The organism is Streptomyces sp. NPDC048825, assembly GCF_043198355.1.
GTDB classification, from domain to species: Bacteria; Actinomycetota; Actinomycetes; order Streptomycetales; family Streptomycetaceae; genus Streptomyces; species Streptomyces xiangluensis.
In genome coordinates, this window is the sequence record NZ_JBICUR010000002.1 from 489,806 (window position 1) to 504,110 (window position 14,305).

Sequence of the window (14,305 nt, forward strand, 5' to 3'; positions counted from 1 at the left end):
CCTTAACCGCGTCTTAGGAATGGATGCGCGAAGCTCGTTCCATGGGACGGTTCTCATGAGGTGGCGGAGCGCGGTCGTGACCGCGGTGTGGGTCGCCGTCGGCACGGGCGCGGCCGGGCTCGGTGCCTGGCAGCTGGCGAGCGCGGACGGGGACGGCGGCGCGCACGGACGGGCCCTGGACGACGCGGCGGTGCGGCGCGCGCTCGCGGAGGGCGCGCGGGGCCCGGGGCCGGGTGCGTCCGGTTCCGGAACATCTCACGGTTCCGGAACGGCCGACGGTTCCAAGACCGCCCCGAGTTCCGCCGCGCCCCCTGATTCCCCCAGCGCCGCCCCGACCGCCACCGCCACCCCGCGGGCGACCACGTCCCCCTACGCGCCCCGGACGGACACGGTGCGCTTCGCCGGCGGCAGCGCCACTGCCGAGTGCCGTGCCGACGGGAGCGTGTTCCTCGTCTCCTGGAGCCCGGCCGACGGTTACCAGTTCGACGAGGATGTCGCGCGTGGGCCTGCCCCGGTGGCCCGCCTGGAGGCGGAGCCGACCTCCGAGGACGCGGACGACCTCACGTACGAGATCACGTGCATGGCCGACGGGCCGAGGGCCCAGCGCGTGCCCGACACGGACACCGACACCGACGACTGACACCGACGACCGACGTGAGGCACCCGCGGGACGCCCCCCCTGGACGAGGCGCTGTTGGTCGCGGTCGAGCACTCCGTGCAGCACGATGGAGGCGTACGGCCCTGGGGGCGCCGTATGCCTCAATGCGCCCCCGGGGACCGCGAACCCGAACGCGTATGGTGACGTGCTCGTAGATATGAGCGAGTACTGACCCGATCGGGGAGGACCTGGACCATGCCCGGCACCGGCGGCAACGGCGCCGTGACGCGCAGCACGCTGCGGCAGCAGATCGCGGACGCGCTGCGTGACGAGGTGCTGGCCGGGCGTCTCCAGCCGGGCCAGGAGTTCACGGTGAAGGAGATCGCCGAGCAGTACGGCGTCTCCGCGACCCCCGTCCGCGAGGCACTGGTCGATCTGTCGGCGCAGGGTCTGCTGGAGGCGGACCAGCACCGTGGTTTCCATGTGCACGAGTACTCGCTCGCCGACTACCGGGGCATGATCGAGGCCCGCGGTCTGGTCACGGACGGCCTGTTCCACCGGTACCTGGACGAGAAGTCCGACATCAGCCGGGCCGCCCGCGCCGCCCTGGAAGCGCGCGCCGACGATCCGCGCACCGCCACCGTCCTCGCCGGAGTGCGCCGCCGGGGGGAGGAGGCCGAGCGGGCCGCCGCGGCCGGTGACCTGAACATCCTGATCGGCTACGACCTGCGCTTCTGGCGTGAGCTCAGCAATCTCTTCGGCAACCCCTACCTCGCCGACTTCCTGCACCGGCTGCGCGTCCAGTCCTGGGTGTGCGCCGTCCAGTACCTGCGTACGGTGGATCTGCGCGGCCGGCTCTGGGCCGAGCACACCGCGCTCGTGGACGCCCTCGCACGCCGCGACGCCGATGCGGCGCACGAGATCGTCACCGCGTACAACGCGCACTCACTCGCGCTCATCGAACGGCTGGCGGCGGGATGAGCGGGTTTCGCGCGACAGGGGCTGACCGCGCTTGCCACCCATTACGCTGCTTTGACCATCGCGCTATCCGAGGAGTCATCTGTTGGCCTGTGACCTGTGGCTGGTCCCACTCGTCGACGTGTTGTGCCACACCCCCGACAATCCCTTCGCCGAGGAACTCGCGCTCTACGACAAGGTGCTGGGCGAGGCCGGACTCCCGCCGGTGCCGGTTTACCAGTACATGCCGGGGCTGTCCGGCGACGTGGCCCCCGTCGCCGGCTTCGACTACGACGCGCTGCACTTCCTGCGGCGCGCGTACCTGCTTCAGGTCTGCCAGCTCGCCGTGACACCGGTGGACGAACTGGGCGGCGATTACGAACAGTTGCTGGAGATGTTCGAGGGGACCGCCCAGCAGTCGCACCTGGTCTGGCACTACGACCACGCGGGCGCGTACGTCCCCGTCGACTTCCCGCACCCGCTCTCGAACGACGAACTCCTCGCGGGCGGCGGCCCTTTGGGCTCCTCCCAGACCCTGCTGCGCGAGCTGGAGTTCGTGGCCCCGTCGATCGGCATCGACCCCGCGAACCCGCCTCTGCCCCCGGAACCCCCCATGGCCCCCACGTCATTGGAGGAACCGGCGGCCCCCGCCCCCTTCGACTCGAGCCCCTTCGCCCGCGAGCGCCATGTGTGGCTCGGCCTGCACGCTGCGGCGACACGCAGCCTGGCCCAGGGCTCGATGATCGTCTTCAGCTGACGGGGACTTACTGCCGCCCGAGAGCCGACAACCCCGCCTGCAGGTCGTCGAGGTTCATGACCGGGAGTACCTCGACCTTGGCGCCGAGTTCCATGAAGAAGGGCTCGGCGAGCGGCGGCAAGTCCGAGCTGTCCTGCATGTCGAAGACGAACACGCAGGAGCGCTGCCCTTCGTCGGGCAGGAAGTAGGCAGCCTCCGGCTTGATCCTGTCCATGGTCCCCTTGATCAGCTCCGGCAGCTTGCCCTGCCGGATGGCCTCGCTCGACTTCTCGGTGTCCAGGGTCGCCTTGAGCATGACGCGCATCGCACGCACCTCTCCTCGGGGATTCGAGCTGGTCAACTTCTCAGCTTTTGTCCAGTATGTTCCGTGGACGAAGATGAGGCATGTGGACCATGCGGCGCAGCCGGACTCGCAGAGCCGCAGCCTGTCCGGACACAAGTGAGGGGCGCCCAGCCGGGCGCCCCTCACCACGTGCATGAAATGCCGTACTACACGTGCATGAACTGCCGTACTAGATGAACGAGTTGATCTCGATCGTCTCGTCCCGCCCCGGGCCCACGCCGATCGCCGAGATCGGTGCCCCCGACATCTCCTCCAGCGCCTTGACGTAGTCCTGCGCGTTCTTCGGAAGGTCCGCGAACGTCTTGGCCTTGCTGATGTCCTCCGACCAGCCGGGGAGCATCTCGTAGACCGGCTTCGCGTGGTGGAAGTCGGTCTGGGAGTACGGGAGTTCCTCGACTCGCTTGCCGTCGATCTCGTACGCCACGCAGACCGGGATCTGCTCCCAGCCGGTCAGGACGTCGAGCTTGGTGAGGAAGAAGTCGGTGAGGCCGTTGACGCGGGTCGCGTAGCGGGCGATGACCGCGTCGAACCAGCCGCAGCGGCGGTCGCGGCCGGTGGTGACACCGCGCTCGTGGCCGATGCGGCGCAGCGCCTCGCCGTCCTCGTCGAAGAGCTCCGTGGGGAACGGGCCCGCGCCGACGCGGGTCGTGTAGGCCTTCAGGATGCCGATGACCCGGCTGATCTTCGTCGGGCCGACGCCCGCACCCGTGCAGGCGCCGCCCGCGGTCGGGTTCGACGAGGTCACGAACGGGTACGTGCCGTGGTCGATGTCCAGGAGCGTGCCCTGGCCGCCCTCGAAGAGGACCACCTTGTCGGCCTCCAGGGCCTGGTTGAGGACCAGGACCGTGTCGGCGACGTACTGCTCGATCTGCGCGGCGTAACCCAGCAGTTCCTCGACGACCTGGCTGACGGCGATCGCGCGGCGGTTGTACAGCTTGGTCAGGATCTGGTTCTTGATGTCGAGGGCCGCCTCGACCTTCTGGGTCAGGATCGACTCGTCGTACAGGTCCTGGACGCGGATGCCGACACGGTTGATCTTGTCCGAGTACGTCGGTCCGATGCCACGGCCGGTCGTGCCGATCTTCCGCTTCCCGAGGAAGCGTTCCGTCACCTTGTCGACGGTGACGTTGTACGGCGTGATGATGTGAGCGTTTCCGCTGATCAGCAGCTTGGACGTGTCGACGCCTCGCTCGTTCAGACCGCTCAGCTCGGAGAGCAGGACCGACGGGTCGACGACGACACCGTTACCAATGACCGGCGTGCATCCGGGCGAGAGGATTCCGGAAGGGAGGAGATGCAGGGCGTACTTCTGATCGCCCACGACCACCGTGTGGCCGGCGTTGTTGCCGCCCTGGTAGCGCACCACGTAGTCCACGGATCCACCGAGCAGGTCGGTGGCCTTTCCCTTGCCTTCGTCACCCCACTGAGCACCGAGCAGCACAAGTGCGGGCACAGGCGTACACCCCTTCCGGGTGGGGCATGTCCAAGGTCAGGGACGTACGCTGCACGGCTTGTGCGGCGTACACCGGCGACCTTCGTTGGCCGCGACCCGTCGGACCGGATGCCCCGGAATAGACGAAGCCCCTGGCGCAATAGCGCAAGGGGCTCTTGCACAAAGATGCTACCCGAGGAAGCGAGGCATGACCGAGGTGGCGGCTTCCGACCAGCTCCTGGTGGTCATCGACCCAGTCGCCCGTCGCCATGACGGTGAGGCGGTACGGATCGCGAAAGACGTGCTCAGCGCGGGTGCGAGCACGAAAGTATGCCTCCCCGACGGGCCCGAGGAATTCGCCAGGGCACTGCGCCGGCGAGGGTCCCGGCGGCCCGTTGTGGTGGGGGACGACCGTGCCCTACTGCGGGCGGTGTCCGTTTTGCACCGGCATCGGGAGCTGGCTGGATGTGCGCTGTCGGTCGTACCGGTGGGCGGCGCGCTGTCGCTCGTACGGTCGCTGGGGGTGCCCACGGGTGCGGTGGCGGGGGCTCGGGCGGTGCTGGACGGGGTCGAGCGGCGGCTGGACCTGCTCGTCGACGACAGCGACGGGGTGGTACTGGGCTCACTGCGGATACCGCCGCTCGCCATGCCGAGTGGGGCGGGGACGGACGAGTGGAACGAGGAGGACGCGGCGCCGGAATCCGAAACGGAGCCGGCGGCGTCCCCCCATCCCTGGCTGCGTACGTGCCAGTCCCTCGTCCGCACGCTGGTGCCCGTACGCCCGCCCCGGACCACTTCCGCGAACGGCAGCTCCGGGCCGTCCCGGCTGCGGGTCGAGGTCGACGGGGTGACGGTGGTGGATCTGGACCAGCCGGTGGAGGGCGTGTCGGTGGCGCCGGGAGACGCGGGCGTGGCCGAGGTCCAGGTACGTCCGGTGTCGGTGGGCGCGGAGGCCTCACCGCTCATGGCCCGGGGCAGCACGGTCACCGTGTCGGGCGCTCACTTCCGGTACCGAGCGGACGCGCTGGTGTCGGGGCCGGTTCGGACACGGACGTGGACGGTGCGGGAGGGGGCGTGGGGGCTGACGTTGCCGGTGCCGTGAGCGGCACGCTTGCCGCGGTCAGCCGGCGCCGAAGCGCTCTTCCCGGTGGATCCGCCAGCGGTCCATCAACATGACGAGCTCGCCCTCGAGGAACTCGAAGAAGGCCAGGGTCTCGGCGAGCCGGCGGCCGGCGGGGGTCTCGGGGCCAAGGCCGTCGACGCCCTCCCGCAAGGTGTACTCCCAGCGCTTGAGCACCGCGTCCCGGTTGGTGATCGCCTCGTACCACTGGTTGCTGTGTACGCGGTACCGCTCGCGCCGGGAGCCGGGTTCACGCTCGCGCGAGACCATGTGCTGCTGCGCGAGATAGCGCACCGCTCCGGAGACGGCGGCCGGGCTGATCTGCAGTTGCTCGCCGAGTTCGACGGAGGTCATCGCCCCGGAGTCGGAGGCGAGCAGCGCCGCGAACACCCGGGCCGCCATGCGCTGCATCCCGGCCTCGACCAACTGCGCGGCGAAGCTCTCGACGAACTTCGACACCGCCTCCGGGTCCCGCCCCGCCGCACCCGGTTCGCTCATCTCTCGATCCTCTTCCCTGCTCAGCGCGGCTCAGCGCTGTCTGTGCGCCGTTGTCGATTCTAGACGCCGGTTTTAACGCTTCCTTAACTTCATAAATTTGTGAAACTAGCGTAAGTTCAAAATCATGACGAGGGCAAACTGTGCCATTGAGGTATCCGGCCTGCACAAGTCGTTCGGCAAGACTCATGCGCTGGACGGCCTCGACCTGGACGTCGAGACCGGCGAAGTCCACGGCTTCCTCGGCCCCAACGGCGCCGGGAAGTCCACCACCATCCGCGTCCTGCTGGGCCTGCTGCGCGCCGACGCCGGCGCCGCGCAGGTACTCGGGCGGGACCCCTGGACCGACGCGGTGGAACTGCACCGCCAGGTCGCGTACGTCCCCGGCGACGTGACGCTCTGGCGCAACCTGTCCGGGGGCGAGGTCATCGACCTGTACGGGCGGCTGCGTGGAGGACTCGACAAGGCGCGGCGGGCCGACCTGATCGAGCGGTTCGAGCTCGACCCGACGAAGAAGGGACGCACGTACTCCAAGGGCAACCGCCAGAAGGTCGCCCTCGTCGCCGCCTTCGCCTCGGACGTCGACCTGCTGATCCTGGACGAGCCGACCTCCGGCCTCGACCCGCTGATGGAGGAGGTCTTCCAGCGGTGCGTGGAGGAGGAGCGGGAGCGGGGCCGCACGATCCTGCTGTCCTCGCACATCCTCAGCGAGGTCGAGGAACTCTGCGACCGCGTCAGCATCATCCGCAAGGGCGTCACGGTGGAGAGCGGATCACTCGCCGAGCTGCGCCATCTGACCCGTACGAGCGTCACCGCCGAACTCGCGGGCGCACCCAACGGGCTCTCCCGCCTTCCGGGCGTGCACGATCTCGACATTCAGGGAAAGCGCGTAAAGCTCCAGGTCGAGAGCGACAAGCTGGACGCGGTGCTGCGTTCGCTCACCGACTCGGGCGTACGGTCGCTGACCTCGACGCCGCCGACGCTGGAGGAACTGTTCCTGAGGCACTACCAGGAGGACGTACGCGGCGATAGCAGGGGAAGCAACGGCAGCAGCGAAGACGAGGCGATGGCGCGATGACTGCCGTCACGGCTGGAAGGTTCGCACCCCGGGTCGGCGAGGGACGTCAACTGGCGGGTACGGGCACGCTGTTGAGGTTCGCGCTGCGGCGCGACCGGGTCATGATCCCCGTGTGGATCGCCGTGAACGCCCTGATGGTGCTGTCCATGCCGAACAGCCTCGAGGGCTTGTACGGTACGGCGGCCGAACGGGCCGATCTGGTCCGGCAGATGGAGACGAACACCTCGCTGCGCGCCATGGTCGGACCGATCTTCGACGACTCGATCGGCGGGCTCACCGCCTGGCGCGTCGGCGTCTTCGCCGGGCTGCTCGCGGCAGTCATGAGCCTGCTCGTCGTCGTACGGCACACCCGCGACGAGGAGGAGAGCGGGCGCCAGGAACTCATCTCGTCGGCGATGGTGGGGCGGCGCGCCCCGCTGACCGCGGCCCTGCTGGCGGCCGCGGTCGCCAATGGCGTACTCGCCCTGATCGTCGCGGGCGGGCTCGCGGGCCAAGGGGGCGTCGGGGCGCTGGCGTTCGGGCTCGGGATCGCCGGGGTCGGGATGGTGTTCGCCACGATGGCCGCGATCGTCGTCCAGCTCACGGAGAGCGCACGGCTGGCACGGGGGCTGACCTCGGCAGTGCTCGGCGCGGCGTTCGTGCTGCGCGCGGCGGGCGACTCGGCGGCGGACGACGGTTCCTCGGTGCTCACTTGGCTCTCGCCGAGCGGCTGGCTGGAGAACCTGCGCCCGTACGGGCAGGAGCGGTGGTGGGTGCTGCTGCTTTTCGCGGGGGCCGCCGTGATCCAGGGCGCGATCGCGTACGAGCTGGCCGGGCGGCGTGACGTCGGGATGAGCTTCCTGCCGACCCGGCCGGGACCGGCGGAAGGCAGGCTCGCGACGGCCGGCGCGCTGGCGTGGCGACTTCAGCGGGGCAGTGTGCTCGGCTGGAGCATCGGCTTCTTCCTCGCCGGAGTCGTCTATGGCGCGATGACGGAAGGAGCGGCGGACCTGGTCGGCGACAACGACAACGCCCGCGAGATCTTCCAGCGGATGGGCGGGCAGTCCGGTCTGACCGACGCGTTCCTCGCCTCGATGATCGGCATCATGGGCCTGATCGCCGCCCTCTACATCGTCGCGTCGGTGCTGCGGCTGCACGGCGAGGAGACCTCGCAGCGGGCCGAACCGATCCTGGCGAACGCGGTCGGCCGGCTGCGCTGGGCCTCGGGCCACCTGCTGATCGCCTTCGGCGGAGCCGCCCTGATCATGCTCCTCAGCGGCCTCGGCTTCGCCGTCGGCTACGGCCACGAGCTCGGTCCCATCCTCGTCGCCTGCCTCGTCCAACTCCCCGCGATCTGGACCATCGGCGGCCTCGCGGTCCTGCTGCACGGCGTCTCGGCGCGCGTGGCCGTGGCGGCCTGGGCGGTCGCGGGAGCGGTCCTCCTCATCGGCTGGATCGGCCCGGCGCTCGATCTTCCTCCGGCTGTGCTGGACGTGTCCCCCTTCGGGCACCTTCCGAAGCTGCCGGGAGGCGAGATGGCCTGGACACCGGTACTGGTCCTGACGGCGATCGCGGTCGCGCTGGTCGCGGGAGGGCTGGCGGCGCTGCGGCGACGGGACATGAGTACGTGACGGTGGTCGGCAGGGACGTACGGATCCCCTGGGCTCGTGACTTAGCCCAGGGCCTGTACGGGATCCCCTGGCACCGGGGTCCCCTTGCACCGGGAACCCGTGGTGCGCGAGGCGCGTCCCATGTGGGCATGGAGCGAGGGGAAAGCGCGGCGTCCTGTGGGGGATGTGTGCTTGCGGCGGCCGGGGCGTCGGTGGCGGCGCTCGTCTGGGCCTCATCGGAACGTACACAACGGCATATGGGCGACGGGTTCGAGGGTGAGGGCACGGACTACAGCGTGCTGCTCACCGAGCTGCCGCTCGTCGTGGCAGCCGGAGCCGCCCTCCCCGCGCTCGCCTGTGCTTTGCTGATACGCCTGGTGCGCAGACGCCGCCGGGCCACGGCCACGGCCACGGAGTCAGAGTTCCACGAGTAGCTCCTCCAGGCCGCGGATGACGAAGTTCGGCTTGCGCTCGGGCTCGGCGGACAGGCGGAGCGTCGGTGCCTGATCGAGCAACGCGCCCAGGGACGCGGCCAGTTCGATACGGGCCAGGGGTGCGCCGATGCAGTAGTGGATCCCCGCGCTGAACGAGATGTGCGGGTTCTCCTGCCGGGCGAGATCGAGTTCCTCGGGCCGGGTGAACACCGCCGGGTCGTGGTTGGCGGAGCCGAAGAGCAGCGCCACCTCGCTCCCCCGCGGGATCACCGTGCCGTCGATCTCGATCTCGTCCAGCACCCAGCGCTCGAAGAGCTGGAGCGGGGTGTCGTAGCGCATCAGCTCTTCCACAGCCGTGGACAACAGTCCGCGGTCGGAGCGCAGAGAGGCCAGCTGGTCGGGGTTGCGGAACAGCGCCCACCAGCCGTTGACCGTGGCGTTCACCGTCGCCTCGTGCCCCGCGTTGAGGAGCAGGACGCAGGTCGAGATCATCTCCTGCTCGGTCAGCCGGTCGCCCTCTTCGTACGCCACGATCAGGCCCGAGATCAGATCGTCCCCCGGCTCCTTGCGCCGAACCGCGATCAACTCCCGCAGATACTCGGTGAACTCGACCGACGCCCGAACCGCCTTCGCCGCCGTCTCCTGCGAGGGGTTCAGCTCGTACATCCCGCAGATGTCCGCCGACCAGGGCCGCAGCGGTGCCCGGTCGGACTCCGGGATACCCAGCATTTCGGCGATCACAGCGACCGGCAGCGGCTCGGCGACCGCCGTCAGCAGATCGCCCCCGCCGTCCGCGACAAGGCCCGCGACCAGCTCGTTCGCCAGCTTGTGGACATACGGGCGCAGCCCCTCGACCGTGCGCGGCGTGAACGCCTTCGACACCAGGCGCCGGATCCGCGTGTGGTCCGGCGGCTCCAGATCGAGCATGCCGTGATCGTTGAGCACATGAAACGGCTCATGCTCGGCCGGCGGCGCCGTCCGCCCGAAGTCCTCATGCGTGAACCGGTGCTGATACGTCCGCCCCAGCCGCCGGTCCCTGAGCAAGGCCGACACATCCGCATGACGCGGCACGAGCCACTGGTTCGTGGGCTCGAAATAGTGCACCCGCCCCCGGGCACGCAGCTCGGCATACGCGGGGTAGGGATCGGCGACGAACCCGGGATCCCAGGGGTCGAACGCGTCGAGGGCACGGTCGGAGTCGGAAAGGTCTGCCATGTCGGGACGCTAACCTGCCGCCTCTCGGCCCGCCAGAGCCGCCCCCACCCTGGAACGGCACGCCCGCCTCTGAACGGCACACACCCTCATCCCTGGGCCGCCTCCTCCTCACCCCGGCGTGACCAGTCTCGCCTCGTACGCGAACACCGCCGCCTGGGTCCGGTCCCGCAGGCCCAGCTTCACCAGGATCCGGCTCACATGGGTCTTGATCGTCGACTCGGCGACCACGAGACGCTCGGCCATCTCACCGTTGGACAGCCCCTGGGCGATGAGCACCAGCACCTCCGTCTCCCGCTCGGTCAGATCGCCGTACGCCGCCCGCGCAGTGGCCGACAGCCGCGGGGCCTCCGACAGCTTCGAGAACTCCGTGATCAACCGCCTGGTGACGGAGGGCGCTAGCAGGGCCTCCCCGGCCGCCACCACCCTTACGCCGTCCGCGAGTTGGCGGGCCGAGGCGTCCTTCAGGAGGAAGCCCGACGCTCCGGCGCGCAGCGCCTGATACACGTACTCGTCGAGATCGAACGTGGTCAGCACCAGCACCTTGGCCCCGCCGTCCGCGGCGACTATCTCCCGGGTCGCGTCGATACCGTTGAGTTCGGGCATACGGATGTCCATCAGGACCACGTCGGGAGCCAGCTCCCGCACCCGGTCCACCGCATCCCGCCCGTTGACCGCCTCACCGACGACCTCGATGTCCGGCATCGCGCCGAGCAGCACCGAGAACCCTTCGCGGACCATCATCTGGTCATCGGCGATCAGCACCCGAATGGTCATACGGAGTCCCCCGTGTCCTCCGCGTCCAAGACGGGCACCGGCAGGAAGACCGTCACCTCGTACCCCCCGTCGTCCGTCGCGGCCGCCGTCATTTCGCCATTCAGCATCGTCACCCGCTCCCGCATCCCCGTGATCCCGTGCCCCGCGCCGGGCGAGGGCTTCACCAGCCCGGTGGCCGGTCCGTTGACGATCCTGAGCCCGAGGCCGCCCAGCACATAGCCGATCTCGACGCGGGCCGAGGCGCCCGGCGCATGCCGCAGGCTGTTGCTGAGCGCCTCCTGGACTATTCGGTACGCGGACAGCTCGATGCCCTGCGGGAGTTCGCGCACCGCGCCGGTGACCACCTTCTCGACGGTCAGGCCCGCGTCGCGCACATTGGCCAGCAGCCCGTCCAGGTCGGCGAGGGTCGGCTGCGGGGCATCGGGAGCCTCGTAGTCCTCCGCACGTACGACGCCGAGAACCCGGCGCAGTTCGGAGAGCGCGATCACCGCGTTCTCCCGTATCACCGCGAACGCGTGCTCCAGTTCCGGCGGCGGGTTCTCCACCCGGTACGGCGCGGCCTCCGCCTGGATCGCGACCACCGACATGTGATGGGCGACCACGTCGTGCAACTCGCGGGCGATGGTGGTGCGCTCTTCGAGGAGAGTGCGCTTGGAACGTTCGTGCGCTGTGACGGTCTGCTGGGCGGTGACCTCCCGCTCGGCCGCGTTGCGTATCTGGCGGACGGCCACGACCAGGAGGACCATGCCTGAGGTCACCAGCATCGCCGGAGTGTTGCTGCCGCCGTAGCCACCCCCGAAGAGACCCACGGCGAAGATCCCGTAGACCGCCGTCAGAGCCCACATCCACAAGGCGGTGCGGGGCCGCGTGCGGATCGCCACGACCGTGAGGACCACCAGGTGAGTGGCGAAAGCGCCGGGCAGCCACGGCCACTCGCCCCAGGTGCTGCCGAGCGCCGCGGAGATCGGTGTCACCGCGCAGGAGACCCAGAAGGCGCCGGCCGGCCTGACGAGGGTCAGCAGGACCGCGGTCAGCGAGAGGAGGCCGGTGAGCAGTCCCCCGAAATCCCCTGCGTCGTTCTTGGTGTCCGCGATGAGCCACGCCAGGACGCCGGCGAACGCCACCGCGGCGTGCGGGGCCCACCCCGCGTACTCCCGAAGGCGCCCGGGCAGCCGCCGGGCGATCGGGCCGTCCACGCTCATGCGCGGCAGCGGGCGGTAGGCGAACGCGTCCTGGAACAGGTCCTGCCGCAGCCCGCGCAGGGCGTCCACGGCCAGCCGGTACTCAGGACTGTGCGGCTTGTCTCCGCCCTGCGAGGGCGTCGAGTGCGTCTGGGTCGTCTCGGTCACGTACAAAACGGTAAGTGGGCACCAGGGTCGCGGTCGTCACCAGTGAGAAGGGTTCTTCGACATCCGCCTCAGGTACTACGGGTAGCCCCCTGACCTCCACGATCAGTACCCGGAGGGCCGTACCAGACCCGACTCGTACGCGAACACCGCCGCCTGCGTCCGGTCCCGCAGCCCCAACTTCACCAGGATCCGGCCCACATGGGTCTTCACCGTCTGCTCGGCGACCACCAGCCGCTCGGCGATCTCGGCGTTCGACAGACCCTGCGCGATCAGGGCAAGGACCTCCGTCTCACGCTCCGTCAGCTCACCGACGCGCTCCTTGAGCGGGGCGCGGGGAGCCCCGTCGAGCTGGGAGAACCGGGCGATCAGGCGTCTCGTGATCCCGGGCGCGAGCAGCGCGTCCCCCGCCGCGACCACCCTGACCGCCTCCGCCAGCTTGTCCGCGGACGCGTCCTTCAGCAGAAACCCGGAGGCACCCGCGCGCAGCGCGTCATACACGTACTCGTCGAGATCGAACGTGGTCAGCACCAGAACCTTGATCTGCGGTGTCTTGCCGACGATGCGGCGGGTGGCCTCGATGCCGCCGAGTTCGGGCATGCGGATGTCCATCAGGACGACATCCGGGGCGAGTTCGGCGACCTGGGCGACCGCGTCCAGGCCGTCGACCGCCTGGCCGATCACATCGATGTCGGGCTGGGTGTTGAGCAGCACCGAGAAGCCCTGCCGGACCATCTGCTGGTCGTCGGCGATGAGTACGCGGATGGTGCCGCTCGTCATGGTCGTTCTCCTGGGGAGTCTGTGGAGTTGTCGGAGGTGAGGTGGTCGGGCGTGAAGTCGTCGTGAGCGGAGGCGTCGAGGGTGGCGGTTCCGGCGCGGGGCAGGAAGGCCGCCACCGTGAAGCCGCCGCAGGACGTCTCCGTCGCCATGAGGGTGCCACCCAGCATCGCCGCACGCTCCCGCATACCGAGAAGACCGTGTCCCGCGCCCGGGGACGGCGGAGCAGGGCGCCGGGGCGCGGAGTTGGCGACCCGGATCTGCAGACCGCGCGGGAAGTGCGTGAGCTCCACGAGCACCTCCGAACCGGGCGCATGCCGCAGCGCGTTGCTCAGCGCCTCCTGGATGATCCGGTACGCGGACAGCTCCACACCCGGCGGCAGCGGAAGCGCCTCGCCGCTGATCTCGGTGTTCACCTTCAGACCGGCGGCACGCGTGTTCTCGACGAGCACGTCGAGGCGGTCGAGGGTGGGCTGCGGGGCGTCAGGGGCCGCTCCGGTACCGGGAGCGCCGAGGCCGTACGGGTCCTCGGGGTTCTCCGAGCGCAGTACGCCCAGGACGCGGCGCAGTTCGGTGAGCGCCTCCAGTGCGTTCTGCCGGATGCCGTCGAGGTTCTCCCTGAGCTCGTCGGAAGGGTTCTCGACCAGGTGAGGGGCGACTTGCGCCTGGATGGAGATGACCGACATGTGGTGGGCGACCACGTCGTGCAGCTCGCGGGCTATGCGATTGCGCTCCTCCAGGACCGTACGGCGGGCGCGCTCCTCGGCGGTGATACCGGCCTGCTCGACGAGCTGGGTGCGGGCTTCACGGCGACCGCGCTGGGCGCTGCCGAGGAGGACGACTCCGCCGAACACGGCCACGGCCAGCGTGCCCGTCGACGAGTAGTTCGCGGCACCGATGAGACCCTGCACCACCCACGTCACCAGCGCGGTCAGGATCAGGGCCTCGGCGGCGACGCGGGTGGGTACCCGCAGCGCGAGCAGGAACAGCACCATGGCGTGCGCGACCAGACCGGGCGGGCCCCACGGCCAGGGGCTGTTGAACGCGGTGTGATCGGCGAGCAGTTGAGTGCGGGCCCCCATGGCCACCACGACCGTGACCACCATCGACAGCTGCCACGCCGGGACCGGCCACCGCAGCGCCATCGCCACCGCGGCCCCCTGGGCCAGCGCGCACACCAGGGCGTACTCCGTACCCAGGTTGTAGCCGTCACCGAACTGGTCCCCGTTGGCGACGGTGGTGCCGAACGCGACCAGAACCACCAGCCCATGCGGCAGCCAGCGCAACCACACCGAGGGCGGCAACGGATCCGCTTTCCCGGTCCACAGATCCTCGCGCAGCACGCGCAGTCCCCGCACCAGCCGCTTCTCCACCGCGCTCATCCGCACAA

At 69.8% G+C, this 14,305-nt stretch carries 15 protein-coding genes; 7 read left to right on the top strand and 8 right to left on the bottom strand.

The window, feature by feature from the left end:
- Positions 1-55 precede the first annotated feature (55 nt).
- The 3 genes from ACGFNK_RS07670 to ACGFNK_RS07680 all read left to right on the top strand — a co-directional run bounded on the left by ACGFNK_RS07670 (position 56) and on the right by ACGFNK_RS07680 (position 2,312).
- Positions 56-640: a hypothetical protein gene (locus tag ACGFNK_RS07670; RefSeq protein WP_393412924.1), complete on the top strand. Its 585-nt coding sequence runs from the start codon at positions 56-58 to the stop codon at positions 638-640.
- A gap of 213 nt (positions 641-853) precedes the next feature.
- A complete protein-coding gene (locus tag ACGFNK_RS07675; RefSeq protein ID WP_393412926.1) occupies positions 854-1,579 on the top strand; it encodes a GntR family transcriptional regulator in 726 nt (241 codons plus the stop codon).
- Between the two features lie 82 nt (positions 1,580-1,661).
- Complete coding sequence (locus tag ACGFNK_RS07680) at positions 1,662-2,312, top strand: hypothetical protein (RefSeq protein WP_386342596.1); 651 nt, start codon at positions 1,662-1,664, stop codon at positions 2,310-2,312.
- A gap of 7 nt (positions 2,313-2,319) precedes the next feature.
- Here the strand turns inward: ACGFNK_RS07680 and ACGFNK_RS07685 are convergent, their stop codons facing one another.
- Both ACGFNK_RS07685 and ACGFNK_RS07690 read right to left on the bottom strand, forming a co-directional pair.
- Positions 2,320-2,616, bottom strand: a complete 297-nt coding sequence (locus ACGFNK_RS07685) for a DUF3303 family protein (RefSeq protein ID WP_393412928.1) — start codon at positions 2,614-2,616, stop codon at positions 2,320-2,322.
- A 208-nt stretch (positions 2,617-2,824) separates the two neighbouring features.
- Positions 2,825-4,108, bottom strand: coding sequence for an adenylosuccinate synthase (locus ACGFNK_RS07690; RefSeq protein WP_393412930.1), 1,284 nt, complete (start codon positions 4,106-4,108; stop codon positions 2,825-2,827).
- 187 nt (positions 4,109-4,295) lie between these two features.
- Between ACGFNK_RS07690 and ACGFNK_RS07695 the strand changes: the two genes are divergently transcribed.
- Complete coding sequence (locus ACGFNK_RS07695; RefSeq protein ID WP_393412932.1) at positions 4,296-5,189, top strand: diacylglycerol kinase; 894 nt, start codon at positions 4,296-4,298, stop codon at positions 5,187-5,189.
- A gap of 18 nt (positions 5,190-5,207) precedes the next feature.
- Here the strand turns inward: ACGFNK_RS07695 and ACGFNK_RS07700 are convergent, their stop codons facing one another.
- A complete protein-coding gene (locus ACGFNK_RS07700; protein ID WP_393412934.1) occupies positions 5,208-5,705 on the bottom strand; it encodes a GbsR/MarR family transcriptional regulator in 498 nt (165 codons plus the stop codon).
- Positions 5,706-5,829: 124 nt separating this feature from the next.
- Between ACGFNK_RS07700 and ACGFNK_RS07705 the strand changes: the two genes are divergently transcribed.
- From ACGFNK_RS07705 to ACGFNK_RS07715, 3 genes are all read left to right on the top strand, one after another.
- Complete coding sequence (locus ACGFNK_RS07705; protein WP_393412936.1) at positions 5,830-6,780, top strand: ATP-binding cassette domain-containing protein; 951 nt, start codon at positions 5,830-5,832, stop codon at positions 6,778-6,780.
- Positions 6,777-8,390 carry an ABC transporter permease gene (locus ACGFNK_RS07710; RefSeq protein WP_393412938.1) on the top strand — a complete coding sequence of 538 codons (1,614 nt, stop codon included), beginning with the start codon at positions 6,777-6,779 and terminating at the stop codon, positions 8,388-8,390. The genes ACGFNK_RS07705 and ACGFNK_RS07710 overlap by 4 nt, the downstream gene beginning before the upstream one ends.
- Before the next feature lie 236 nt (positions 8,391-8,626).
- Positions 8,627-8,803 carry a hypothetical protein gene (locus ACGFNK_RS07715; protein WP_393412940.1) on the top strand — a complete coding sequence of 59 codons (177 nt, stop codon included), beginning with the start codon at positions 8,627-8,629 and terminating at the stop codon, positions 8,801-8,803.
- Here the strand turns inward: ACGFNK_RS07715 and ACGFNK_RS07720 are convergent.
- The 5 genes from ACGFNK_RS07720 to ACGFNK_RS07740 form a co-directional block, all read right to left on the bottom strand.
- A complete protein-coding gene (locus ACGFNK_RS07720; protein ID WP_393412942.1) occupies positions 8,786-10,018 on the bottom strand; it encodes a cytochrome P450 in 1,233 nt (410 codons plus the stop codon). The genes ACGFNK_RS07715 and ACGFNK_RS07720 overlap by 18 nt on opposite strands.
- Positions 10,019-10,126: 108 nt before the next feature.
- A complete protein-coding gene (locus tag ACGFNK_RS07725) occupies positions 10,127-10,792 on the bottom strand; it encodes a response regulator (protein WP_393412944.1) in 666 nt (221 codons plus the stop codon).
- Positions 10,789-12,141 (bottom strand): sensor histidine kinase, encoded by a 1,353-nt coding sequence (locus ACGFNK_RS07730; protein WP_393412946.1) that lies wholly within the window; start codon positions 12,139-12,141, stop codon positions 10,789-10,791. Before ACGFNK_RS07730 ends, ACGFNK_RS07725 begins: the two co-directional genes overlap by 4 nt.
- A gap of 102 nt (positions 12,142-12,243) precedes the next feature.
- Positions 12,244-12,918 (bottom strand): response regulator, encoded by a 675-nt coding sequence (locus tag ACGFNK_RS07735; RefSeq protein WP_386342585.1) that lies wholly within the window; start codon positions 12,916-12,918, stop codon positions 12,244-12,246.
- A complete protein-coding gene (locus tag ACGFNK_RS07740) occupies positions 12,915-14,297 on the bottom strand; it encodes a sensor histidine kinase (RefSeq protein WP_393412948.1) in 1,383 nt (460 codons plus the stop codon). Before ACGFNK_RS07740 ends, ACGFNK_RS07735 begins: the two co-directional genes overlap by 4 nt.
- Positions 14,298-14,305 lie beyond the last annotated feature (8 nt).